23 protein-coding genes are annotated in these 26,301 nt (G+C 43.0%); 13 read left to right on the forward strand and 10 right to left on the reverse strand.

Going from position 1 to position 26,301, the window contains the following annotated elements; translation table 11 throughout:
- The 6 genes from KKC46_02235 to KKC46_02260 all read left to right on the forward strand — a co-directional run.
- The coding region (locus tag KKC46_02235; protein MBU1052630.1) for a dihydrolipoyl dehydrogenase at positions 1–280 on the forward strand (280 nt) is incomplete at its 5' end.
- Positions 281–293: 13 nt separating this feature from the next.
- On the forward strand, positions 294–2,093 hold the full coding sequence (locus KKC46_02240) for a DUF4445 domain-containing protein (GenBank protein MBU1052631.1): 1,800 nt from the start codon (positions 294–296) through the stop codon (positions 2,091–2,093).
- 189 nt (positions 2,094–2,282) lie between these two features.
- A complete protein-coding gene (locus KKC46_02245; GenBank protein MBU1052632.1) occupies positions 2,283–3,593 on the forward strand; it encodes a DUF1329 domain-containing protein in 1,311 nt (436 codons plus the stop codon).
- Between the two features lie 139 nt (positions 3,594–3,732).
- A complete protein-coding gene (locus tag KKC46_02250) occupies positions 3,733–4,506 on the forward strand; it encodes a spirocyclase AveC family protein (GenBank protein MBU1052633.1) in 774 nt (257 codons plus the stop codon).
- Positions 4,507–4,567: 61 nt separating this feature from the next.
- A complete protein-coding gene (locus KKC46_02255; GenBank protein ID MBU1052634.1) occupies positions 4,568–5,338 on the forward strand; it encodes a hypothetical protein in 771 nt (256 codons plus the stop codon).
- A gap of 93 nt (positions 5,339–5,431) precedes the next feature.
- Positions 5,432–7,003 (forward strand): NAD(P)/FAD-dependent oxidoreductase, encoded by a 1,572-nt coding sequence (locus KKC46_02260; GenBank protein MBU1052635.1) that lies wholly within the window; start codon positions 5,432–5,434, stop codon positions 7,001–7,003.
- A 38-nt stretch (positions 7,004–7,041) separates the two neighbouring features.
- On the opposite strand, the gene KKC46_02265 is transcribed toward KKC46_02260, so the two are convergent.
- From KKC46_02265 to KKC46_02295, 7 genes are read right to left on the reverse strand one after another with little or no spacing between them, the layout of a single operon-like run.
- Positions 7,042–9,837, reverse strand: coding sequence for a response regulator (locus KKC46_02265; protein ID MBU1052636.1), 2,796 nt, complete (start codon positions 9,835–9,837; stop codon positions 7,042–7,044).
- Positions 9,827–10,510 carry a response regulator transcription factor gene (locus KKC46_02270; GenBank protein ID MBU1052637.1) on the reverse strand — a complete coding sequence of 228 codons (684 nt, stop codon included), beginning with the start codon at positions 10,508–10,510 and terminating at the stop codon, positions 9,827–9,829. The genes KKC46_02265 and KKC46_02270 overlap by 11 nt, the downstream gene beginning before the upstream one ends.
- A 10-nt stretch (positions 10,511–10,520) precedes the next feature.
- Positions 10,521–12,662, reverse strand: coding sequence for a response regulator (locus KKC46_02275; GenBank protein MBU1052638.1), 2,142 nt, complete (start codon positions 12,660–12,662; stop codon positions 10,521–10,523).
- Positions 12,663–12,713: 51 nt separating this feature from the next.
- Positions 12,714–13,763: a SpoIIE family protein phosphatase gene (locus tag KKC46_02280; GenBank protein MBU1052639.1), complete on the reverse strand. Its 1,050-nt coding sequence runs from the start codon at positions 13,761–13,763 to the stop codon at positions 12,714–12,716.
- Positions 13,760–14,167, reverse strand: a complete 408-nt coding sequence (locus KKC46_02285; protein MBU1052640.1) for an anti-sigma regulatory factor — start codon at positions 14,165–14,167, stop codon at positions 13,760–13,762. Before KKC46_02285 ends, KKC46_02280 begins: the two co-directional genes overlap by 4 nt.
- Positions 14,164–14,544, reverse strand: a complete 381-nt coding sequence (locus KKC46_02290; GenBank protein ID MBU1052641.1) for an STAS domain-containing protein — start codon at positions 14,542–14,544, stop codon at positions 14,164–14,166. The genes KKC46_02285 and KKC46_02290 overlap by 4 nt, the downstream gene beginning before the upstream one ends.
- Positions 14,545–14,561: 17 nt before the next feature.
- On the reverse strand, positions 14,562–15,422 hold the full coding sequence (locus KKC46_02295) for an STAS domain-containing protein (GenBank protein MBU1052642.1): 861 nt from the start codon (positions 15,420–15,422) through the stop codon (positions 14,562–14,564).
- A 615-nt stretch (positions 15,423–16,037) separates the two neighbouring features.
- Here KKC46_02295 and KKC46_02300 point away from each other — a divergent pair.
- From KKC46_02300 to KKC46_02315, 4 genes are read left to right on the forward strand one after another with little or no spacing between them, the layout of a single operon-like run.
- Positions 16,038–16,823 (forward strand): TatD family hydrolase, encoded by a 786-nt coding sequence (locus tag KKC46_02300; protein ID MBU1052643.1) that lies wholly within the window; start codon positions 16,038–16,040, stop codon positions 16,821–16,823.
- 17 nt (positions 16,824–16,840) lie between these two features.
- A complete protein-coding gene (locus KKC46_02305) occupies positions 16,841–17,809 on the forward strand; it encodes a thiamine pyrophosphate-dependent dehydrogenase E1 component subunit alpha (GenBank protein MBU1052644.1) in 969 nt (322 codons plus the stop codon).
- A gap of 15 nt (positions 17,810–17,824) precedes the next feature.
- Positions 17,825–18,808: an alpha-ketoacid dehydrogenase subunit beta gene (locus tag KKC46_02310; protein ID MBU1052645.1), complete on the forward strand. Its 984-nt coding sequence runs from the start codon at positions 17,825–17,827 to the stop codon at positions 18,806–18,808.
- 12 nt (positions 18,809–18,820) lie between these two features.
- Positions 18,821–19,924: a DNA photolyase gene (locus KKC46_02315; protein MBU1052646.1), complete on the forward strand. Its 1,104-nt coding sequence runs from the start codon at positions 18,821–18,823 to the stop codon at positions 19,922–19,924.
- 45 nt (positions 19,925–19,969) lie between these two features.
- Here the strand turns inward: KKC46_02315 and KKC46_02320 are convergent, their stop codons facing one another.
- A complete protein-coding gene (locus KKC46_02320; protein MBU1052647.1) occupies positions 19,970–20,752 on the reverse strand; it encodes an endonuclease/exonuclease/phosphatase family protein in 783 nt (260 codons plus the stop codon).
- A gap of 256 nt (positions 20,753–21,008) precedes the next feature.
- Between KKC46_02320 and KKC46_02325 the strand changes: the two genes are divergently transcribed.
- The gene (locus KKC46_02325) at positions 21,009–21,545 is read left to right on the forward strand and encodes a thermonuclease family protein (GenBank protein ID MBU1052648.1); all 537 of its coding nucleotides are present in this window, start codon (positions 21,009–21,011) and stop codon (positions 21,543–21,545) included.
- A 59-nt stretch (positions 21,546–21,604) separates the two neighbouring features.
- Complete coding sequence (gene acs, locus KKC46_02330; GenBank protein ID MBU1052649.1) at positions 21,605–23,638, forward strand: acetate--CoA ligase; 2,034 nt, start codon at positions 21,605–21,607, stop codon at positions 23,636–23,638.
- A gap of 421 nt (positions 23,639–24,059) precedes the next feature.
- Here acs and KKC46_02335 read toward each other — a convergent pair whose 3' ends face one another.
- The gene (locus tag KKC46_02335; GenBank protein MBU1052650.1) at positions 24,060–24,374 is read right to left on the reverse strand and encodes a hypothetical protein; all 315 of its coding nucleotides are present in this window, start codon (positions 24,372–24,374) and stop codon (positions 24,060–24,062) included.
- Between the two features lie 33 nt (positions 24,375–24,407).
- Entirely contained in the window at positions 24,408–24,872 is a 465-nt protein-coding gene (locus KKC46_02340) for a hypothetical protein (GenBank protein ID MBU1052651.1), read from the reverse strand.
- Positions 24,873–25,953: 1,081 nt separating this feature from the next.
- Here KKC46_02340 and KKC46_02345 point away from each other — a divergent pair.
- A complete protein-coding gene (locus tag KKC46_02345; GenBank protein MBU1052652.1) occupies positions 25,954–26,193 on the forward strand; it encodes a helicase in 240 nt (79 codons plus the stop codon).
- Positions 26,194–26,301: the final 108 nt, after the last annotated feature.

The raw sequence follows: 26,301 nt of genomic DNA on the forward strand, positions 1-26,301 counted from the left end.
GGTTGGTTCATTTCCTTTTTCAGCCTGCGGAAAAGCTGTTGCAAGCGGAGATACAAAAGGCTTTGTAAAAGTAATTGTAGATAAAGCATCCGGCAAAATAGTAGGGACCTTTATAATTGGAGGAACGGCTACGGATATGATTCATGAGGCAGCCTTAGCCATGCAAAAGGGAGCTACTATTGAAGAGATAATAGAAACTATCCACGCACATCCGACATTAAGTGAGTCTTTCCACGAGGCGGCTATGATTGCAGCCAAGAGGCCACTACATTTTATGTAGTTTGAGGCATTAAATGAGTAGTATAATATTTGAACCGATAAAAAGACAGGTCTACTGTTCAGAAGAAATTTCTATCGCAGAGATTGCCCGTAATGCCGGAGTGAGTCTGGTTTCCTCATGTGGCAGCCAAGGCTCCTGCGGCAAATGCAAAGTCCGCATACTTTCGGGTGGGGTATCACCTCCTACAGACAAGGAAATAGATAAAATCGGTGCGGAAGGTATTGCCCATGGGTACCGACTGGCTTGTTTGGCAAGGGTGTATGAAGACGTTACGGTAGAAATTCCAGCAGAAAGTATGGTTGATTCTCATCAATTGCAGGTTGCCGGCAACGGCAAGACGGTGGCTTTGGAACCTGTGGTGCAGCAATATAACATAAGTTTATTTCCTCCCGATATGCTGGACCAAAGGTCGGACCAGATAGCAATGTTCGATTATCTCAACCATGAATATGGATTAAAAGAAATTGATATTGATCTGCCGGTACAACGTACTCTTTCCAACATCTTACGCAAGTTTGAATGGCAGGCAGGGATTGTATTGCGAAACAGAGAAATAATCCAGACAGGCAAGCCGGAAGGGAGAATGCTTGGTCTGGCTGTTGATCTTGGAACAACAAAGATAGCAGCATATCTTGCAGACCTGCAAACAGGAGAAATTCTGGCTGCAAAGGGCGTAATAAACCAACAAACTACCTATGGCGATGATTTGATGGTTCGTTTAGCACACGCTATAGAAAAGGATGAAAAACCTCTCCGTATAGGAGCAACAGAAGATATTAACAAACTGATAGCAGATTTATGTTCAGAAACAAATCTTGACATTGAAATGATTGTCGAAGCGGTTGTTGTCGGCAATACAGCCATGCATCATCTGTTTCTTGGTTTACCGGTCAGGCAACTGGCTCTTGCACCATACATACCGGCAATAAGAACTTCAGTAGATATTAAAGCCAGGGATTTAGGTTTAAACATTGCCCCCGGCGCTTATATCCACATGTTGCCCAATATTGCCGGATTTGTGGGCGCAGATCATGTTGCCGTACTTATTGCAACGGAAATCTACAATACAAAGAAAGTTTCTATAGCTATAGATATCGGCACAAATACGGAGATAACCCTTTCCGCACACGGAAAATTGTTTTCCACATCCTGCGCATCGGGGCCTGCTTTCGAAGGCGCTCATATTAAAGACGGTATGCGGGCATCTAATGGTGCTATTGAAAAAATAAAAATAACAAATTCAACTGTGGAATGCAAAACTATAAACAATGATCCGGCAATCGGTATTTGTGGTTCCGGAATTCTGGATGCGGTTGCTCAATTGCGTAAAGCCGGTGTTATTAATCGCACCGGAAAAATGTGTGATCATCCACGTATAAAAGGCGGGCCCAATGGACAGGAGTTTGTCCTTGTGCCTGCAAAAGACAGCGGAAGTGGCAAAGATATTGTTATAAACGAGACGGACATCAGTGAAATATTACTTGCCAAAGCTGCGATAGCAGCAGGCATGAATATCCTTTTGGAAGAGGCGAAACTTAATTTCGATGATGTTGAAGAAATCATAATCGCAGGTGCTTTTGGTAGCTATATAGACGTGATCAGTGCCATTGAGATTGGAATGTTTCCGCAACTTCCTGTTGAGCTGTTTTCGCAAATAGGAAATGCAGCCGGTACCGGAGCCAAATTAGCACTTCTTTCAAAAAAACAAAGAGATCTGGCGGCAGACGTTTCCCGTAAGGCGAATTATATCGAGCTGACTAATCATCTTCAGTACCTGCGCAAATTCTCCCGCGCAATTCGGCTTCCGGTATAAATGATAAAGCTTAAAAAAAGATCATAGCAGTAATAAGTAAAAAAGAATTCTCCGGTATTAAACAGCCCTTTTGCTGTTTGATGTCTTGCCTGACAACGCATAGAAGCTGATGCGATTTGCAAAAGGGCTGTTTAATGCCGGAGAGAAAGATAAATATAACACAAAAAATGTAAGGGGAGGAAAAAAGAGATGAAGAAAATTGGGAATTTAAAATATTTTGGAATGTTCATGTGTTTTTTGTTTGTTCTGCTTTTGTGTGAGGGTATTGTCAATGCAGCGGAGTTGTCGAAAGTAATCGACAAAGCAAATTGCAGCCTATATAAAGATCTTTTGATTCCGGCAATGTACAGTGCGGTTGAAAGGGGCGATTATATTGTTACACCGGGAAAAATAAATTTCAAATATAAACATACCGATAAATTTCTTGCAGCGAGCGCAAAAAATGAAGGGAAATTTGATATAACTCCTGATGGCGATTTGATAGATAAACGTACCGGGAAATACCCGGAAAATATTTATGGCTATCCTTTTCCCAAAATTGATCTTAAAGATCCCAAAGCCGGGGCAAAGATCATATACAACTCCAATTTCCAGAGATATCGTCTTCTGGGATCAAAAGATCAAATTCATATTTCATGGATAACACCAAAAGGAGAGGAGCGCTATGTTTCAGGTATTGATTACCGCCTTTATATGAATGGCCGAGCACCCGGTCAGGAACTAAGAAATCCTGAAAAAGTACTGACCTACGAATTTGAAAGAGTTTTGGAGCCAATGACTATGAAAGGAACCAACACATTGGCTTCTATTTATATGAACGAAAGGGCCGATAGCAATTATGCTTATGTTCCTGCCATTCGCAGGATTAGGCAAACCGGCTCAACGACAAGGTCCGACCCCTTCATGGGTTCTGATTCGTGGTTGGATACAAATTACGGATGGGGCGGAAAAGACAGAACAATGAAATGGACGTATATAGGTGAAAAAACAATTCTGGTTGGTTTTACCAGTCCCAATATAGTGCCTGCGCAGGATTTGCCTGATGGAATGATAAGCAGAGTATTTCCTTTTACCGGTAAACATATCAACCTGGGCTTTCAGGACCCAAAATGGAAGGGGATATCCTGGGCGCCTATTAATTTGACATATGTTCCAAGAAAAGTATGGGTTGTTGAACAGATGCCTAAAGATCCTTATTATAACTGGGGTTTGCACGTAAATTATATTGATCAGGAAACTAATGTCATATGGTTCAAGGAGGTGTTTGAACAATCAGGTGATTTCCGGACATGGTTTTCTATCGTGGCGCATTACAGTGAAACCCCAAGCGGTAAAAACAATGTAGGGGATCATGATGCTCAACTATATATTGATGAAAAATCTCGTCACGCTACTTGTGTAAGCCGGGGAGCGGGTCCGGAAAATACTTTGTATGCACCTGCTTCAATACTTGATGCCAGCTTTTTTAATGTAAATAATTTCTTATTGTTGTCTAAATAATAATATTTATATTTATTGCAGTATAATATTACTGCGGTGTCTTTTAAAATATAACACTGCAGTAATATATTATTTTTATTTAGATACAGGAAAATTATAATATACTAACAAGTAATGCATATTGCAAGGAGTTGAAATTATGAATGATTTAGCAATGGCTTCAGGCATGGGAGAACCTTTAGTACCCTGGATTTTTGAAATTGTACTACCTCTGGTCTGGCTGGGCATAGCAGCCTTTCACTTCAGCCGTACACGACGCACCGGGGTGCTCTCTTTATCTGCACTGCTTTTTTTAGGCGGCACGACTATGTGGTGGCAGGAGTGGTATGCCGACTGGGGAGCTTATCTTCTTTTCAACTATAATTTTGCCCAGATTCCCTGGGGTCCGACCTTGTGGACTGCGCCAAGCAAACCATGGGCGGTTATTCCAAGCTATGGCTGGTACTTTGGTATAGTTTTTGCCCTGCTTGTCATGCTTGCGGAGCGTATAAAAAAAGCCAGACCGGCCTGGAGTTCGTTGCGTTCTACGGCAGTAGTTGTTATCCCAATATTTTATTTATGGGATCTGGCTGTCGAAGGGGTTTCGGCCTCACTAGGCTGGTTCAGCTATACAAATATTCTTGGTCCGGCACTGATAACGGCGCGTGGTAATTTCCCTCTGGTATGGCCGATCTTATATTTTGTGTTTTTTGCCGTTATGGTGGTCTGGCTTTTTGTCCAAAAAGATGAGACCGGCATTTGGCTGCATGAGCGTTTGTTCGGTGTGCATCGTATGGCTTCCGGCGCTAAGCGTGAATTTGCCCGTTTTCTGGTCTGGTCGCTTACTATGAACATTATGTTCTGGTTTGTATATAATTTGCCTACAATACTGTTGCGTGTCGCCTTTGGTGGGCCGAGTACGCTTGTTCCCTGATATGATATTGGTAAGGTAAAGGTTCACTTTGTGTTTATAGTATCAGAGAAAGGAAAGCGTAATGAATCAATTGGCTCCTGTTATGCCGGTGATGCCTGCTCCTTCTCCTGAGGGAATAATCTTTTTAATTGTTTGTATAATTATTGTTGTAGCGCTGCTGCTATGGTGGGCGCTGTCAGACGAGCGCAAACGCGGCCCGGTAATGCCACTGATTTTTATGGGCGCTGCTATTTCATCCTTCCTTATAGAGCCGGTGTTTGATAACACACTATTGTACTGGTTTCCAACAGAAAATCCCCTCTCCGTTTATTCCGCATATGGACGTACAATACCGTGGTTCATACCATTCGGATATGCATGGTTTATTGGTGGTGCCGCGTATTTGCTACTGCGCCGTTTTGAACGTGGCGTCTCTGTTAAACAGGCCATGTCGTATTTTTTTGCACTGGTCTTTATAGATTGGTTTGCGGTATCGGTTTGTGAATGGCTTGATTTAAGCGCATTTTATGGCAACCAGCCGTTTCACTATTTTGGTTCACCACTATGGTTTTCGTTTGCAGATGCTACCGGCGGCTTTGTGCTTGGTGCGGCGTTGTATGCTTTGCTACCTCATCTGTCCGGCGCACGCAAGTTGCTGCTGCTGTTTTTGCCGACTTTTATTTACGGTGGTGTGCTTGGTTCGACCACCGCACCGGTCGCACAGGCACTCAACTCCGGATGGTCTGAAACTATTACGTGGTTATATGGTGCTATTACAATTGGCTTGTGCTGCCTGCTTGTTTTTGTCATCAGCAATATTTTAGCCAGTTTTTCACAGCGCCTTTACAGATAGAAGTAAAAGAAATATTAATATTACAGATTATAAAATCTGTTATTTATGAACGTTATTAAATAGTAAATTGGTAAATGAAAAGGATTTTATAAAATGGCGGAGAAGTATGATGTAGTGGTTGTTGGTGCCGGGCATAACGGATTAATGGCTGCGGCATATCTTGCAAAGGCAGGTGTTAATGTTTGTGTAGTAGAAAGCAGAAACAATGTAGGCGGCGGAGTATTTACTGATGAAATAACAGTGCCGGGATTTAAACATGATGTTTGCTCTACCTGGCATGGTCTGATTTATCCGAATCCCGTAATACAAAAAGATGAACTTAGATTGTTATCCAAATTTGGGTTGGAATATATTACTCCCGATACATTTACAGGAGTAAACTTTGATGATGGTACGTATTTTACTCAATATCGTAGTCTTGATAAAACCTGTGAGGGAATAGCTAAATTTTCACAACATGATGCCGAGGCCTATCGTAAATTCCATGACTGGTCGTTTCAGTTACTGGATATGCTGCTTATGGGAATGTATAATCCTACTCCAAGCTTTGGACAAACAATGGCCATGATGGATTCAAACCCTGCGGGCCGCTTATTTATCAAAGCTTTGTTATCAAGCGCCTGGGATATTGCCGAAGACTGGTTTGAAAGCGATAAGATGAGAATTGTCATGACGCGTTTTTCATCCGAACAGATGATTAATCCGTTTACAAAAGGTACGGGACTTCATCTTTTTCTTTTCATACCATTGCAGCACAAATACGGAAGTGGATTTCCGGTTGGCGGTTCCGGCAAGTTGTCCGAAGCTTTGGCCCAGTGCCTTGAATCTCTGGGCGGTACAATCAAGCTTTCAAGCCGTGTAAAAGAATTTAGAATTTCAGGCGGCAAGGCAACAGGCGTAATACTTGATAACGGTGAAGAAATTAAGGCATCAAAAGCTGTTTTATCTACTTTAAACATTAAGCAGGTATTTCCCGATATGGTTTCAGGAAGTAAATTGCCTGATGATTTTATGCAAAACGTAAAGGGATTGAAACACTCCGGCTTTTCCGCTTTAAATCAGCATCTCGCATTAAAAGAAGCGCCGATATGGAAAAACGGATTTAAATCACACTGGCTTGCATATCACAATTCAGACCCCTATGAATTTCAGCATGCTTTTCAAGCTATTGATAACGGGATTCCAAGAAACGATGTGTTTTCATCATTTGTTGCAACTAAGCTCGATCCGACAAGAGCGCCTGAAGGTAATCATACTATGTATCTTTATTCATTTGCACCATATGCTTTAAGAAATGGCGGGCCTCAAAAATGGGATGAGATAGAAAAAGATGTAGCCGATGATATTTTGGGTCAGGTTCAGAATCTGGCTACCAACATGGGAAGCGACAATATTTTAGGAAGGGCCATTCATTCTCCTTTGTTTTATGAAAGACATAACGCCACAATGCTAAAAGGCGATATATGCCAGATAGGCACATATAACATGCAGATGTCAGGAAACCGTCCTTTTTCCGGCTGGCATAATTATCGTACTCCAGTTGATAAGTTATATATGATCGGAGCCTGCACCCATCCTGGACCCGGTGTCTTTGGCGGAGCTAGAGCAGGTATCCAGGTAGTCATGGAAGATCTGGGCATTGATTTTGGTAAAGTCATAAACTGAGAGTCGCCCGGCAAAGCCGGGAGTTTGCCTGTGATTAATCAGTGATACAGCACCTCCCTGATCTTGGCGGCCAGGTCTTGTGTCGAAAAAGGCTTTTGAATGAAATTGATACCCTCTTCCAACACCCCCCGGTGAGCGATCACATCGGCCGTGTAGCCGGACATAAACAGGGTCTTTATATTCGGGTTGAGGGTATGCACACGCTTGGCCAATTCCTTACCGTTTATTTCGGGCATGACCACGTCGGTGATCAGCAGGTTAAGCGCCACCGTATGTTCCTCTGCAAGAACCATGGCCTCGTTTGGAGATCTGGCGGCCAGCACTTTGTAGCCAAGGACCTTAAGAATTTTATCAATTAGTTTCAAGATAGAAAGATCATCTTCTACCACCAGAATGATTTCGCCGCGTCCCTTGGGAATTTCCGCCGCGCTTTCTACTTTTATCTCCCCGACTTCACCCGCATGGCGCGGCAGATAAATCTTAAAGGTCGTTCCTGTTCCAGGTTCGCTGTACGCATAAATAAATCCGTTGTTCTGCTTTACAATGCCATAAACCGTAGCTAGCCCCAGGCCTGTGCCACAGCCCACCGCCTTGGTGGTGAAAAACGGTTCGAATAGTTTATTCAGTGTTTCCTTGTCCATGCCACAGCCGTTGTCGCTGACAGATAGCAGAATATACTCTCCGGGAATAAAACCGGTGTGATCGGTGCAATAGGCTGCGTCGAAGGTAACATTGTCCGTACCGATGGTGACTTTACCAACGCCGGCGATGGCATCCCGGGCATTAATGCACAGGTTAGCCAGGATTTGGTCGACCTGGGAGGGGTCCATTTTAACCGGCCACAGTTTTACTCTGGGAAACCAGGCAAGATCGATATCCTCGCCGATGAGCTGCCGCAGCATCTTGAGCATTGCCTCCAAGGTCTCGTTCAGATCGAGCAACTTGGGGACAACAGTTTGTCTACGGGCAAAAGCCAGAAGTTGGCGGGTAATATCTGTGGAACGCCTGGCAGCAGATAAAATTTCTTTAAGATCGGTATGCAGGGGATCATCAGTGCTCACTTTGTTGAGGGCCAGTTCCGTATAACCCAGAATCACGCTGAGGATGTTGTTGTAATCGTGGGCCACCCCACCGGCCAGCCGCCCAATCGACTCCATTTTCTGTGCCTGCCGGAACTGCTCTTCAAGCTTCCTGCGCTCTGTGATATCTAAAACCGTACCGAACATAATGTCGGGTTTTCCGAGCATATCAAGATAAACTGTTCCACGGGTTTCGATGATACGCGTTGTCCCGTCCTTGTTTGAAATTCTGAATTCAATCTGATAAGGTTGTGTTCCATCCAATGCCCCCTTCATCGTTTTCAATACGCTTTCTCTGTCATCTGAATGTATCGAGCAAAGGAAAAGATCATAAGTGGCCGGAAACTCTTGAGGTTCATATCCAAAAATCCGATATTGCTCATCCGACCAATTCATAGCCCCCGTCTTTATATTCCATTCCCAGCTACCGAGATGCGCAATTTGCTGCGCCTCGGCCAATTTTTCTTCCCGATCACGCAATGCCTCCTCTGCCTGCTTTCGGGCACGCTCATATCTGTCCCGCTGCAATCTCGCCTTCAGTATCGGAGCTATGATGCCATTACCTATTAATTCCAATAACTGAACGTCAATCAACGTATAATCCTTCTCTCTGTTCGCAACCTGGATAAGCCCGATAACCTCTTCCTGAAAGAGAATCGGCATGGAAATATGTTTGGTGATAGTGATATGACCCTCAGGGGTGAGGGCAGAGCATTCATTTGTAAAGTTTGACTTTTTCTCTCTTATTGCGCGGGCCCAGGAGCTATCTCCCAATTTATCCCGATCAAATACATAAGTTTTATCCGGAATCTGACATTCATCCCAAATATGTCCGGACATTGAGGGGATTACTACTGCTCCACCCTCATTAATATATCCAACAACCCCGTATTTGCTTTCCATAATTTCCAGGACAACCCGCAGCACCTCACTGTACATCTCATCGTCTGAGATTGAAGTAAGAAAGATATTTGCAATTTTGTTTCTTATGTCTATTTCATCTTCCGACCGTTTATGCTCGGTGATGTCATCAATGGCATGAACTGCTCCGGTTAGATTGCCCTTTTCATCCAGTATTGGATCAAGCGTAGCCTGAAGCCAATGATCGTTTGTTTTTAGAACAATGCTTTTCCTCTGACGCTCTTTCATCATGGCTGGCAAAGGACATGCTGGTATCGGTTTGCTTGTGCCGTGTATCAAGTCCCAGCAATGGCTGCCGATAATTTCATCCTGAGTTTTATTGAGTAGCAGCTCTGTGGCTTTATTGCATTTAAGGATTCGACATTCCAGGTCCAGAATGAATACAGAACTGGAGATGGCATCAAAGGTATTTTGCCACTGCGAGGTCATTGAAACCGCCTTTGCCTCAACGTCCCTGAGCCTCAGAAGAGATTTTATCGTTGCAATGAGCACCAGCGGCTCAACCGGCTGAGCAAGATAGCCGTCGGCGCCGCCTTCGAGTCCCTTTACTGTTGCAATAGTGTCAGTATATGTTGCGGAAAGGTGCAGGACAGGGATAGTGATTAAGGAGTGATATTCCTTAATCCTCCTGCATACCTCAAAACCGTCTATATCAGGCAGATTGATGTCAAGGACAACCAGATCGGGCTGTTCCTCTTTGACCTTCTTCAGGGCCTCAGCACCGTTTTCCGCCTCAATGACGTTGAACCCGGCCATCGTCAGGACCCTCGTAGTGGCATAACGTCCTGCATCATAGTCATCCACATTTAAGATGAGCGGTCTTTTATTTTGCATCAACCGAATCTCCGCTGTTATCGACAGCTTTGCCTTTTTTTGTTTCTTCCCAATATTCAGGATAGAGATTTTTCATGCAGTCTTCGCAAATACAGTGGCTGAACCGTGTGTCTGTATATTTGTTGATATATTCCTCGATCTGATTCCAATAACCCTGATCATCGCGTATCTTTTTGCAATGCATGCAGATCGGGAGAAGGTCGCTGAGAGTCTTGACCTGCAGGAGCGCTTCCTTAAGCTGCTTGATCGTGCGATCGTGTTCCTCAACGGCCTTTTTAGCCTTTTCTTCAGCGCTCTTCATACGCAAGAGAGCATTGATGGTAGCAAGCAGCTCGTCGGACCCAACCGGTTGCACTAGGTACCCGTCAGCCCCGCTGTCAAGGCCAGTTACTCTTGATTTTGTATCAATAAATGTAGCTGAGAGATGCAGCACGGGAATGGTTGCTGTAACAGGGGATTCCTTGATTCTTTTGCAGACCTCAAGCCCGTTTATGTCCGGCAGGTTTATGTCAAGCACCACCAGGTCCGGCTTTTGGGCCGAGATTTCCAGAGCCTCGGCGCCTGTTGCCGCTTCCTTTACCTTAAAGCCTGCCTGCCTCAGTATGTGCGATATCGAATAGCGGCCGGCTTCATTGTCATCAACAACAAGAATTGTCCTGTCTTTTACGTTCATAAGCCCTCCTTCACTCTTTTTTCTCGGATATCCTTATGAGCGCCTCCCTAACCCGGGCGATAGCCTCCTCTCTGGACGAAGTTTTTTTCATGAGAATATCTGAGGTGTTTTTCTCAAGAATCGCTTTTTCTTCGCCGGTCAGAATCTTTGATGTATTGACTATAACAGGGATATCCATAGTTTCAGGGATAGACTTCAGGCGGTCGAGGGTCTCGAAACCGCTTAAGCCCGGCATTACAAGGTCAAGAAAGATAATGTCCGGCTGCTGCTCGCGTGCAAGGCGGATACCTTCTTCTCCGTTGGAAGCCTCGATCACCGTGTACTTTGTATTTGCGAGATGGCTTCTCAAAAGATAGCGCGCAACATCCTCATCATCAATAACCAGTATTTTTTCAAAGCCTGTCCGGGTTGAAAGCGATAAGAGCTTCTTCAGTAGCCAGTCGCGCTCCACCGGCTTGACGCAATAGTCGTCCGCGCCCAGGGCAACCCCCTTCTCTTTTTCATCAATCACCGATACAACGATAACAGGTATGTCAGAGGTATCGGGGTTCATCTTCAGCCTTTGAAGAAAATCCCAACCAACCTCTTTCTCAAGGAGAATGTCGAGGATGATCGCAAGGGGCTTTATTGACCCGAGCAGCTCTGTTGCCTGCTTTGAGGTTCTTGCCTGGACCACCTCGAAGCCACTGCCCCTGAGATAGGTCTCATAGACAAGCATGGTAGCGGGATTGTCTTCAAGCACGAGCACTTGCTTCCTGGTAACGTCAACCTCCACGACAGCCTTTTTCTCTTTTTCCGTCTTGTCTTTTTTTGAAAAATCGACAGGTATCTCAAAGGAGAATTTTGAGCCGCTTCCGGGCATGCTCTCGACAGACATGCTGCCGCCAAGGAACTCCGCGAGCTTTTTGGAGAGCGAGAGCCCAAGCCCGGTGCCTTTCACCTTTGCCTGCAGCTTTGTAGATACCTGCGTGTATTCCTCAAATATCCTTTCTATGTCTTCCGAAGCAATGCCGATACCGGTGTCCGCAACCGAAAAAAAGACCGTACCCCTGTCAGGGGCAAAATGGGCTGATATGCGCACCTCCCCGGTCTCGGTGAACTTAATGGCATTGGAGGTGAGGTTTCTAAGTATCTGCGAGAGCTTGCCCTCGTCGGAGTTCAGGAGCGGAATGCCCTCTGTCTCCTCAATCACCAGTGCCACGGGCGTGTTACCGAGCAGGGGCTTTATCATGCCCCTGAGCGCGCTGAACACCTGGGTAACCGTAAAGTCGGATATGTTCGGTGTGATCTTGCCTGCCTGTATCTTGGAGAGGTCAAGAAGATCGTTGATCAGGCTGGAAAGACTCTCGGAAGCAGTCTTTATGTAAAAGACCTGCCGCTCCTGCTCTTTTGTCAGGTCGCCGTCCGTCCGATCGATCAGCAGCCGCGAGAGCGAGAGTATGGAGTTAATCGGCGTGCGCAATTCATGGCTCATACCTGAGAAGAACTGGGTTCTAATCTCACTTTCAGAGCGGATACGGTTGCTCTTTTCGTCGATCTCGGCGTAAAGCGCGAGCACTCCCCGGTTTGTATCCTCAAGTTCCTGATTTACCCGCTCCAGCTCTTCCTGTTTCAGCTGGAGTTCATGGAGGGTTTGCACCAGCTCCTGGTTCTGTTGCTGTATCTCGACAAAGGGGTTCTCAGGTTCTTTACTTCTCAGCTTTTCAGCTATTTTTGAAACCATCTCCCCGGTGAGAGAAGGAATTTTTGCGGGAAGCGTCTTTATCAGGGTAACGACAGTGCCCTTTCCCGGTGCTGCTTCGATGAGAAAGTCGTCCATTAGACGCCGCGCGCCGAGTATGCCACGGCCCATGCCGGTTTGTGATTTGTACTTGCCGTCAAGGACCTCATTTAAATTCTCAATGCCGGGGCCGCGGTCGCTGATGCGTATGATAAAGGCCTGCGAGTCCCTGCTGCTTTTGATCTGAAATTCAGCCTCGCCGCCTGAGGCATACTGAAAGGCGTTTCGCACTATTTCCGATACGGCGCTGCTGATGCGGGCCTGAACGATCTTATCAAGCCCGAGCTGTTCAGCTATCTGCCGCGCCTTTTGGCGCGCAAGCACGATGTCCTGCTCATAACGGATCGCAACCTTCATGATAAGCATGTCCATGGGCTATTATCCTTCTTTAGATCATCAATCGACAATCATAAATCATCAATCTTATGGTCTTTTTTTAGCAACAAGCACCATGGCATCGTCTCTTCCGCGTCTGAAATCCTTATACACGATGCCTGCGATAAGGGCGGGGTGCCGGTTTTCTATGCCCGGATAGCGGTCGAGCGCTGAGATCGTTGCGATTCCGTCGGAATGCATGATAATAAGCGGTTGTCTGCTGTTTTCTGCCGGGGCAAAGGGGTATGCGAATTCCTGCATCTTTCTTGCCTCCCCGCCGGCGGTACCATTCATTGAGACCATGTTCCTGCTCTTTTCGGCTGTATGGAGAATCCCCGTTATATTGCCGATGCCTGAATATTTCAGCATATTTTTTGCGTGTGTTACTTCGGCAATCGCAACGGCAGCTCCCCGGGTGTGTTTGATACTGTTATGGATATATTCGAGCAGTTCCGTTGGCCCGAGGAAAGACTGCTCCCTGAAAACCTTTTCTGCGGCACGCGCAGCATCTGAGGCAAGAACCCCGTGGCCGAGCCCGTCAGCCGCCATAAGCACTGTTCTGCCGCTGCTCTCGGCAACTGCCCAGCCGTCTCCTGAAACCTGTTCACTGTTTATCGGGACGTTCACAACACCGATATCCATAAGAGGTGGTAACTGCTTTACCTTCTCCTGCTTTCTGATTAACCGGCTCAATACGGCAGTGCCTGCTGCCGGCGCTGAAATAATGTCAAAGATGGTCGAGAGTCGCTTGACTGCGCCAAGCCCGGTGCCGGGGCTGCCCGTTGTCGAATAGCCGTCCTGCATGCACTGGGCCATACCGGCAATGCCGGGGCCCTTGTCAAGGCCGAGGATATCAATCCAGAACTCGTCCCTGTATTGTACCGGACTGATCAGCACTTCTCCACACCCGGCGTGCTTTATGAGGTTCTTGGCGATCTCACTGACAATGATGGACACTGTCCCTGCCTCTGTCTCGCTGAGCCCGATAAAAGCGCTTATTTCAAAGGCCATGCGGCGGGCCTCTCCAACCTGGCTCATTTCCGTCACTTCCGTGCGAAACGTCTGATTGAAAACAGGTATAATCTTCATATCGTTCATATCTTCCATCTCACCAGGATAATTATAGTGCCTCTGCCGGGCACAGAGTCGATCGAAAATTCGTTCACGAGCCGCTTAGAACCACTGAGTCCCAGCCCGAGCCCGCAGGCAGACGTATAACCATCCTTCATTGCCAGGTCTATGTCGGCAATGCCGGGTCCATGGTCCTCGAAGATCAGCCTGAGCCCTGCTTTTCCGCCATCCGCCAGCTCCTCCAGGGTCAGGGTTCCGCCGCCGCCGTAGTCAATTGCATTCCTCGCGATCTCGCTCGCAGCAGTGACCATCTTGGTCTGGTCGATAAGGCTGAATTTCAGATCTACCAGCTTTTTGCGAACTGCCAGCCGGGCCCTGACAATATCCTCGCTTGCCGCCAGTTCAATTTTTTCATTCCCGGTTACGATCATGATCCTGTACCTTCTTGCCCGGCGGATATCATCTTACGCAAGATCCCGATACCCTGATCAACATTAAGTGCGGTCATAACCCCCTCAAGGGAAAGGCCGAGTTCGACCATGGTGATGGCTACAGAAGGCCGCATTCCCGTGATGACTGTATCAGCGTCAAGAATCCGGGATGTTGACGCGATGTTGCCGAGCATCCTGCCGATAAACGAATCGACCATGTCAACAGATGAAATATCGATGAGCACGCCTTTTGACCCGTTTTTTACGATGCTCTTGGTAAGATCGTCCTGAAGCGCCATGGCAAGGCGGTCGTACATGTCCACCTGTATGGTGACAAGGAGAAACTCCCCCATCCTTATTATTGGTATCCGTTCCATGTTATCTCCCTGTTGTCTTAAGCCTGCGGACGGGTTACAATAAATCCGGTCTTTTTCATCGCCAGGTTTATTGCATCAGCAAGGGACGCCTTGGTGATAACATCCCCGAAGGCAACGCCAAGGTGTACCATGGTCTGTGCGATCTGCGGCCTGATGCCCGAGACGATGCACTCCGCGCCCATGAGGCGGGCTGCGGCAACAGTCTTTAGAAGGTGCTGGGCAACGAGCGTGTCCACAGTGGGCACGCCGGTAATGTCGATGATCGCGATGCTGGAGCCTGTGTTGACGATTTCCTGTAGGAGCGTTTCCATGATCACCTGGGTGCGTGCGCTGTCTAGCGTTCCGATAAGCGGTATGGCGAGCACACCCTCCCATATCTTGACCACCGGGGTTGAAAGCTCGATCATTTCCATCTGCTGCCGCCTGATCACTTCTTCGCGGTTCTTTATAAAGATTTCGGTTGTGTAGAGGCCCAGTTTGTCAATGAGTATCGAAAGTTCCCAGATATTTTCCAGCAGTTCCTGAGGATTGCTTTCCATCTCACTCTTTATCCGGTTGAACAACGGTTGTTTCAGTGAAAACACAAAGGTTGCGGTCTCTGTAGCGCTGAAGCCCTGCACTGCACGGGAGCGGGAGATGTTGCCGAGCAGTTCGCGGGCGGCATCCCATTGGATCATCTCAATGCTGACGGTTTCCTTCTGTAAGGCCTGCGCAAAGAGCCTCAAAAAGTTCTCGGACTGCTTGCGGAGTTCAACGTCGGAGATGAGGTCTTCCCGCTTAGTCACGGCTGACATCTGCTCTTTGATCCAGTCCTCAAGGATTTCCTTTTCGTACTTTTCCACAATCTCTGCTAACTTGACCTCATTATTTTTTGCCATGGTAAGCCCTCCTTATGGTTAAGTTTACACTGTTTCCAAGTAGTTATTCTCTTTTCGAAGGCGATTCAACTCTGCCTGCATGGTTATTGCAGTTTGAAGACACTGGCCGTCTACTCCGTCCCCTTTGATCTTACGTTTCAATCACCCCAAACAGGTTCTTATTGAAATATTATTTTACGTAAAGCTCCGTAAAGCAGGTGCTGTGGGCCGAACATTTCCAAATGTTTCAAGGTAGTGGTAAATACGAACAGGATAACATGGTACATATTATTATGGTAATAATAACTTAGACCGGGTGTTAACTCAAGATAAAAGTTTTTAAAAGTTTAAGATAAACATTTCATTATTTATTACTAAAGTTCAGTAATTTCCGGTTAGGAAATTGCATACATATGATAAATTGTCGGATTGTTTTATGTTCAATTTTTGAAACAGGAACCTCTTTAATTTTCATTTAATTTTCATTTGATTTTCTATTACTTTTCGCATACTGTTTTTTCATAAAGATTTTTCGGGTTTTACTTATTTTGCTGATTCGGCTAAATCGACAAAGCTAATGTTTATTCTTTTAAATCATTATAACTATAAGTAATTGATGCAAGTAAGAATCGATTTATGGCAAATATGAAAAATATTATTGATAGCCATGTCCATCTTGATTTGATCGAGCAATATCATCCTCATCGGATCAAATGGCTTAAAGATAACGACTGTATCGTTGTGTCATGGGCATATTTTGAAGGGGTTGATTCGGTTTTGAAGCTGCGAGACTGCCTTGAATATAAAGCTCAATGTATCCGAAAACATTATGCAGACGGTCTTAAATGCTATTATCTTGCCGGAGTTCATCCCCGTTCAATACCACAGGATTTAAAGCCTGAAACAATCGAGTCTCTTCTTGAACCTTATATTGATGATCCACTTTGTCTCGGAATAGGAGAGATTGGGTTTGAAACCTTTGATGCCAAAGAACGGGAGATTTTTATTGCTCAGATAGAACTTGGAAAAAACTTTTTAAAACGCGGGAAAATCATAGGAGTTCATACTTCCAGGACAAATAAGCTATCTGCTACTGAAAGCACCTTGAAAATTTTAGATCATTTTACTGATATTGCACCATCACTTGTTATTGATCACTGTTCTATCGAAACAATCGATGCTGTTCTTAATGCCGGCTTTTGGGCAGGAGTAACCTTAAGTAAGATCAAAACCTCCTGGGATGATATGAAAAATATAGTTTCAACTCATTCGGATAAAATTGACCGTATTATGTGCAACACAGATTCAGGCACGAAGTTTTTTGAAGATGTGCTGAAATTTAAAAATTTCTATGGTGTGCCGGCAGATATCAGCGAGAAAATATTTTATCTAAATGCAGCACAATTTTTCAAAATACATTAAAGAGCAGGAGGTCTGTTATGGAAGCACAGCTAAATGCGACCCGTTTAAAAACTATGTATGAAAAGATGGTTCTGATACGAAAATTTGAGGAGCGTATAATAGAGCTTGTACAGGAACAGGGAAGGATTCCGGGCATGCAAATCCTTGCCAACGGCCAGGAAGCAGTTGCTGTTGGTATTATTGAAGCACTTAATGCTGATGATGTGATTGTCAGCAATCACAGAAGTCATGGGCATCTTCTCGCAAAAGGGGCTGATCCAAAATATCTTATGGCAGAAATTATGGGAAAGGCAGGTGGAGTCAATAAAGGCAAATCAGGAACACTGCATTTGGCAGTGCCTGAAGTAAATGCGCTTATGACATCAACAGTAGTCGGGGCCGGGCCGCCTCTGGCCGCAGGAGTTGCGTTTGCACAGCAATATAGAAACGAACCCAATATTACAGTAGTATTTTTCGGTGATGGCGCGGCCGCTGAGGGTAGTGTGCATGAGGCAATGAATCTTGCCGCTTTATGGAAATTGCCCGTTCTTTTTGTTTGTGAGAATAATTGCTGGGCAGGAGCTCAAAGCCTTGCCCAACATTGTTCTGTGGGAGAAATAGCCCAACGGGGGATTGCCTATGGTATGCCAGGCGAATATGTTGATGGTAATGATGTTGAAAAAGTTTATGCACTTGCCTCATTTATGACGGATTATTGCCGTAGCGGAAAAGGGCCCGCACTGATTGAAGCAAAGACTTACAGAATGCGCGGACATGGCGAAAACGATCATCAGCATTATGTGGAAAAAGAAGAGCTTGCTTTTTGGAAAAAAAAATGTCCTGTCAGAAATTTGAGAGAAAAGATGTTAAGAGAAAGTATAGTTACAGGAGATGAACTCCGGACAATTGAGACAAATATTAATGCTATGGTTGATGAGTCTGTGGCTTTTGCAGATGAAAGCCCGTATCCTCTTGCCGAAGAAGCATTGACTGATGTTTGGGTTTAAAACAGGAGGTTCATGATGGCACAAATATCATTTGGACAGGCAGTAAATAACGCACTTGATTTGGCAATGGGTATGGATGAATCGGTTTTTATTGCAGGAGAAGGTGTTGGAACTTCGATTCATTATGACCCCAATATGCCTACTTACGGCCTTCTTGATAAATATGGCCCCAAAAGAGTAAAGGATACACCTGTTAGCGAAGCGGCTATTGCAGGCCTGGCAGTAGGAGCTTCATGTATGGGGCTGCATCCTGTGGTAGAAATTATGTTTTTACCTTTTATTACACTTGCAACTGATATGCTTGTTAATCACGCAGGTAAATTAAGATATTTAAGCGGCGGAAAATCAAGTTTTCCCTTAACGGTACGTGTTAAGGCTGGTGTAAGTTTTTCTGCGGGTTGTCAGCATTCACATAATCTGGAGGCATGGCTTGCCCACAGTCCCGGACTTAAGGTTGTTTTTCCTTCTACTGCAAAAGATGCAAAAGGCATGCTCTTAAGCGCTATATTTGATCCAAACCCGGTAATCGTAATTGAGGAAATGGGACTTTATTGGGCAAAAGACGAGGTTCCCGAAGGTGATTATCGTGTGCCGCTTGGAAAAGCCAGAATAGCTATGGAAGGCAGTGACTGCACTATAGTATCATATGGAGGGGCGATATTTACCGCATTGGAAGCAGCAGCAATTTTAGTTAAAGAGAACATTTCATCTGAAGTAATAGATCTAAGAAGTCTTGTTCCGCTGGATAGAGATTGTCTTTTGAACTCGGTTAAAAAAACCGGCAGGCTGGTAGTTTTGCATGATGCAACCAAATTTGGAGGATTCGGGGCAGAAATTGCTGCAATAGTTGCAGAAGATGCTTTTGATTTTCTTAAGGCGCCAATTAAAAGGGTTGCTGCTCCTGATATTCCTGTTCCTTTTTCACCACCTCAGGAAAAGTTTTATAAACCAAGTGCGGCTATGGTTGTGGATGCTGTAAAATCTGTTATGGGGCAATAGGGCAGGGGACTTTTGAAAATATCAAAACTTTTTATAGATGAAGATGTAATTGATTTTCCCGCTGCGAAATCTATATTATCGCGCTTAAACATGCAATATGAAATAGTGAGCGATCACCATCGGGTTTATGACTTTATTAATGCATCCGAACATTCCATTCAACTTGCTAAAGAAACTCTTTTTATAACAAAAAACAAAGGAGCTTTCATAAGAGATTGCCCGGGAACAAGCTGTTATACATGTTGCGGTTACAAGATTTTACATATCGGAACTTTTTGCAGTATGGACTGTTCATATTGTATTCTTCAGTCATATTTTCATCCTCCGGTTTTACAGTTTTTTGTTAATCATGAAGATATGACAAATGAGATAAATTTGCTTTTTGAAAATAATAGCATTTCCAGGGTTGGAACCGGTGAGTTTACAGACAGTTTAATATGGGAAAGTTTGATGGATTTTTCCGGTATGTTGGTAAATAAATTTTCAAAACAGAATAGGGCGGTTCTTGAACTAAAAACAAAAACAATAAACATCAAGTTTTTAAAAGAGCTATCCCATAACCGTAAAACGATAGTATCATGGTCGTTAAACACCGAAAAAGTAATAAGAGAAGAAGAACGCAAAACATCATCACTTAATGCAAGGCTTGAAGCGGCAGCCTTGTGTGAGTCATGGGGGTATCCTGTCAGCTTTCATTTTGATCCTGTAATTATTTATGATGGTTGTGAAGAAGAATATAAAAAAGTTATCCAAAAAATATTTTCATATGTATCTCCCGATAACATTGTATGGATAAGCATAGGTACATTCAGGTTTATTCCTCCTCTAAAAAATATAATAAAAGACAGATTCTTTGGTTCAAAAATTGCCTATGGCGAATTTATTACAGGTCTTGATGGTAAAATGAGATATTTTAAACCGCTAAGAATTGATATTTATAAAAAAATAGTTGGATGGATAAAAGAAATTTCTCCTGATGTTCTTGTTTATTTTTGCATGGAAGACGATGAGGTCTGGGAAAAATCAACAGGATTCATACCTGAAAAATATGGCGGGTTATCTGCATTGCTTGATAGGAGTGCTGTAATACACTGCGGGCTGCAAAGCGAACAGTAGATATTTTCATTACTACTTCCACTTGAACCCTCGACCCCTTGAATCCTATCTGAATCCAAAATTTGCTATCAAAGGAAAGTGATCGGATGGATATCTATCCGAAAATTTGTTCGTGATAACTTGTGCATTTTCAACTATTAAATTCCCGCTATATAAAATCCAATCTATTGTATCTCCATTACTTTTTCCGGTAAAACCATGGCTAGTACCGATACAGGGTTCTTTAAATGCGTTGAAAAATTTCGGACGCCCATCAACTTTTGAAGTAAATTCCAGATAGCATGCACTGTCCGATGTTGCATTAAAATCACCCATCAAAATTATCGGCCCTTTTCCTGCATGACACCGCAAACGTTTTCGTATCAATTGAGCGCTTTTAATCTGTACATCAGACTCGAAATCAAAATGGGTGTTTACTACAATCAAATTATGCCTGCCGTTGTTGAAGATACCCAGCGTACACTGTCGTGGCCACTTACTTCCACGAAATCGACTGGGTATATGAGGAGTTGTACTTAAATAAAAATGGTTAGAATAAACACATTGCCAGCATTTATTATAAAAAATTACATCACTTTGCCAACGTGCCGGAGCCGGATGCCTTTGACCTATATAATTGTGATTGGGCAAAAGATCTGACAAAAAATCAATCTGGAAATCATTAGCCTCCTGAAAGGCGTAAAAATCATTTTCAAAAGCCAATAAAAGAGGCCTAAAGGAATCTTTTCGGTGTATCCAATTATTTTTCCCATCTTCTGCAAAACCGAATCTAAGATTAAAACTCATGACCGAAACAGGTCGCGTGCTTGGTAAAATAGTATTATTCATTAAAAAATCCTGGTTATTATTTTAAATTTTTCTTTTTAAATATTTGAACAGCTGTTATTATTAAAAAATTAATCTCATTAAGTATAAGCATTATCAAGCCTGAATAATTTTATAGCATTCCCCATATACTGTTTCAAAGGAAAAATTTGAAATGATAAAAACCCTAAAAACATACTATACTATTATTGGTTTTCTTTTTTTGATTTTATGTGTGGGCAATTGTGCATATTGCTCCGAGCTATACGAAGTGAAATGGGTGAATGACGGCGATACTATCGTATTAAAAGACGGTAGAAAAATTCGCTACATCGGTATAAACGCACCTGAAATTGAGCATCAAGATAATAAAGCAGAACCTTATGCTTACAAGGCAAAACAATTTAATAAAAATCTGGTGTATTTAAATAAAGTGCGCCTTGAGTTTGATGACGAAAAATATGATAAATATGGACGGGTGCTTGCTTATGTATATTTATCTGACGGAACTTTTGTAAATAATGAAATGATTGATAAAGGTTTTGCCTTTTGTCTGCCGATAGCGCCAAATTTAAAATTTGAAAAGCTTTTTCTAAAATCACAGCAAAATGCCATGAGTTTAAAAACTGGGATTTGGCAAAATTGGGAAGATAGCAACAGTGAGTATGTCGCAAATATAAAATCTAAAAGATTTCATAAAAAGAAATGCCGGTTTGCCGGTAAAATAAGCAAAAGAAATATTAAATATTTCAATACGAAGTGGGATGCCTTTTGGGAAGGTTTTGCTCCATGCAAGAAATGCTTTATGGATAGATAAAGACTGATTTTTGTTCAGGAACTTTTGCTAAGATATCAGAATATAAAAAGGGGTGAATCATGACAAGAAAAGAAGTTTCAGAAACATCTGAAGCACAAATTGCTGTACACTGGCAGGAAGAAGAATATTATTATCCTTCCCCAAAGTTTATTGCCCAGGCGAATATGACAGATGATAAGATCTATGATCGTTTCAGCCTTGATAATTTCCCAAACTGCTACAAGGAATACGCAGATCTTCTTGACTGGTATGAATACTGGCATACAATTCTTGACACAAGCGATGCTCCCTGCTGGAAATGGTTTTCAGGTGGAAAAATAAATGCCAGCTATAATTGCATTGACAGGCATTTGCCGAAAAATAAAAACAAAACAGCTATCCATTTTGTACCTGAACTGGAAAATGAAAAAGTTGAACATATTACATATCAGGAATTATATGTGCGTGTTAATGAGCTTGCTGCGCTTTTGCGAGATTTTGCCGGTCTTAAAGCAGGAGACAGAGTAACGCTTCATATGCCAATGACCGCAGATCTTCCTATTACAATGCTTGCATGTGCAAGGCTGGGTGTTATTCATTCAGAAGTTTTTGGCGGATTCAGTGGCAGGGCTGCTGCGGACAGAGTGGTTGATTCGGGAAGCAGGGTGTTGATTACTATTGACTCCTATTATAGAAGCGGGACTCTTATTGATCATAAAGAAAAAGCTGATATCGCAGTTGAAGCAGCAGGAAAAGAAGGGCAGGTTGTTGATAAGGTTCTTGTGTGGCAGCGTTATCCCGGAACATATTCTTCATCTGTTCCTATGGTAGATGGTCGTGATTACTTTGTAAATGACCTTTTAAAGAAATATTATGGCAAAAGAATAGATCCTGTTCCCATGCCGGCTGAGGCTCCACTTTTTCTCATGTACACGAGTGGCACTACAGGAAAACCAAAAGGCTGCCAACACAGTACGGGAGGATATCTTGCATATGCTGCCGGCACATCAAAATATGTTCAGGATATTCATCCCGAAGATGTTTACTGGTGTATGGCCGATATAGGCTGGATTACCGGACATTCCTACATTGTTTACGGACCTCTTGCCCTGTGTGCTTCAACGGTAATTTATGAAGGCGTACCAACATATCCTGATCCGGGACGCTGTTGGAGAATAGCCCAGGATCTTGACGTGAATATATTTCATACGGCGCCAACTCTTATCCGTACTTTAAGAAAAGTCGGTCCTGACGAACCGGCAAAGTATAACTATGAGTTTAAACATATGACAACCGTGGGTGAGCCTATAGAGCCTGAGGTATGGAAATGGTATTATAATGTGGTTGGAAAAGGTAAAGCAGTAATTGTTGACACCTGGTGGCAGACAGAAACCGGAGGTTTTTTATGTGCTACATTGCCTGCTATAAAACCAATGAAGCCGGGAAGCGCAGGACCGGGTATGCCTGGAATTCATCCGATTATCTATGATGAAGATGGAAAAGTACTTCCCAAAGGAGCCGGAAAAGCCGGAAATATATGCATACAAAATCCATGGCCCGGTGCTTTTCAGACAATTTGGGGAAATCGCGACAGATATGTTTCTACATACTATGCAAAGTATTGCAAGAATAAAGACAGTAAAGACTGGCGGGATTGGCCGTATATTTCGGGAGATGCCGCAGTAGATGCTCCTGATGGTTACTACCGTATATTGGGCAGAATGGATGATGTAATTAATGTATCCGGGCACAGGCTTGGAACAAAAGAGCTCGAATCTGCAGCTCTTACTGTATTTGAAGTTGCTGAAGCTGCGGTTGTTCCGGTAAATGATGAAATTAAGGGCAAAGTACCTGATCTGTATGCAGCATTGAAAACCGATTTTAAGCCAACCGCTGAACTTGAAAAAAAGATTTCAGATGCCTTATCTTCAGAAATTGGACCTATAGCAAAACCGAGAAAAGTATGGATTGTTCCTGATATGCCGAAAACCCGTTCAGGAAAAATAATGAGGCGCGTGTTAAGCGCAATTTCGAACAAGAAAGAAGTAGGTGATGTGATGACGCTTGCTAATCCTGAAATTGTTGAAGTGATAACAAAAATGGTTCAAAAATAGAAAAAGAAAGGGAAAAATAATGAACCGCAGACGTGCGCAGATCAACGCAGACGTTTAGATAATTTGTTCTTTGTCTGCGAATGTCCGCGAGTGTCTGCGGTTAATAAAAAAAGATTTAGAGTATAAGCAACCTATGATAACAGGTGAATTGTGAAATCAGGTAGATAAGCTCTGGACGGAATTCTGGACAGGCGGTATAACAAACCTACTTATATGATATCCGTGCTGCAAAACATTCTTCTTATCAAAGGTTTGGGAGAAACTGTGATACGTGAAAAATATCTCAACCAAACATTTAAAAAATAAGCGTATTATGGCTTCAATTAAAAGAAACTGAAAAACTAAAGGGTGTACCGCACCATTCCATAAGAGAGTCATTCCATTGTTGGCTTTCAAAATCATACCATACAGCTAAATGCTTTTAATCCGAATTCCAGCAAAGCTCCCTTTCTGCATGTGAGGATTTGATGACAGCTTTGATCTTATATTTAAACTTCCTTTCATTTTTATTATCGGTTGTCCATGCTGAGGAACTATACTTCTTATGAAGTAAATCAAAAGATGGCTTCTCTTTAAAAGGTTGCCAAGTGTTGGAAAGGTCATTATCCTGTTTATAATACCAAATAACCGCAATCTCAGGATTATTACAGTAAAATACATAATATGTTTGTTCTTCTTCAGTTTCTGAGATACCATGTTTAATGTTTTTTCCAAAGATTTTAATTTCTTCTTCCATATTTTATCCTCACTGTTTTCTATATTGTTATTTTTAATGCTTAGTGATAGGGGTATCCATATTTGCCAGTGTTAAATTATGTATCACCCTTGCCTTCTGGACTTCCCTATGTTTCATGCCTTTAAAAACAGTTCCCGGATTAATCCCAAGAGCCTGAACAAAATTCGCAAGCTTTAAAGCACACGCTGGACATGCTCTTGTATCCTTGCTAAATTCATCAGCATTCGGATCTATTGTTTTGCTACAAAAATAACATCCTCCTGCTGCTTTCTCAAAGATGTCTGCTATCTTATTAAAGAATTTAAGTTCACCCGGATCATCTTCTGTATCCAGGAGACCGAGCCCGACCTTAACCTCTGTTGTTACATATGTTAATAAAAACGTTACTATCCTGCTGGCTGTATCAGGATCAATACTGTTGACAAGAGCAATACCTTCCTCGTACCAGGCACCCTCTTTGTCTTTGAGTGCTTTGTTAAAATCTATTACGTTGTCCATTTACTTCTCTCCTTTCCTTTTTGTAAATTTATCCTCTTAACTGTATTAACGTTTCAAAAAACCGTTTGTAACAACTTTTTTTATAACTGACTCTTTTAAATATTAAGACACTTCAGAAATCAGATTGTAACATTTTTTTTTAAAATGCTTTAAATCGACTCCTTTATAACGATTATAAAAAATGCTGTCAAGTTATATTTAAAAGATTTCAATTAGTTATAGTTTATTATTAAACTTTTAGAGTTCATTGATTACTTTTCATCAGTTTAAAAATGAACTTGTTAATTTACAACAAATGCGAAAAGGTCAGATTTCAGATTGCGTTATCAACTGTTTATTTTTAAACATGCCAGGTAAGAAATAAACTTTGAAGTTTTAAATATTTTTTTGAGACTGGGAATGAGTCGGATGATAGGGCCGCCGGCTCCTCACGGATTACCGGTTCTTGGCCCCGAAAAATTATTGCTTTTGTACTTTCCACAATGTTTTTTTGTATGCGGATCATTTCCCCTTTTTTCAATGAATAGCCCTTCCTCTCCAAAACGTTGCCCTCTTATTTTTCTGAACTCGTACCCGAGGGGGGATTTTTGGACGCCCTTGACATATATAGTTTATAATCTGATTTTTTTCTGATATCAAAGTGACATGCCAAGAAAATCATTTTCATTTACTGGTAAAAACCGGTAGTGTTCCGGGGCCAACTTTGATGAGGCGGCTGCTTACCGGATATGCAGTTTCATTTAACCTGCGATATATCGGAACTTACCGGTATAGATAAGTCGCAGATATTTCTTCCGGGATAGGAACAAAATCGTGTTATTGCACGCAGCATATTTTGTTATTTTGCTGTACGTGAACTTGTGATAAGCATGTCGGAGCTTTCGAGAAAGATGGATCTTTCTCTATCAGGCATGAGTTTATCGGGAAAACGTGGCAAATTAATACTTGATAAGACTGGTTCTTGTCTCATTGACTCATAAAACCTACATAACTAAAGGGCGTCAAACTCTCTCACAAAATCCCCCCAACGTTCGTGTTGGGCAGGGAGAAAGATTTTGAAGAGAAAAATGGATACTGAAAGATGATTCAAATCTTCAACAATAAGACTGACAAAGCCGGTGATGATTTAAAAAAGAGTATCAATAGAGAGAGCAAACTTCAGGTTGCGGCCGGTCTTTTTTCTATATACGGTTTTGAATCACTAAAAAATGAGCTGAAAAAGATTGAAAAGCTGAGCTTTATCTTTACTGACCCGACTTTTATTGAACTCGACAAGAACAAAAGAGAACAAAAGGAGCTCGTAGATTGCTTCGCAAATTAACCAAAGGGATAAACTGAAGGCGTGGAAGGGAGAGATATGATACACCAAGAGAAAGCGATGTGTTCTGAAAAGAAGACCGGTTTTCCATTGGTGTTTAATACCCGCAAA

The organism is Pseudomonadota bacterium, from assembly GCA_018817425.1.
Lineage (GTDB): Bacteria > Desulfobacterota > Desulfobacteria > Desulfobacterales > RPRI01 > RPRI01.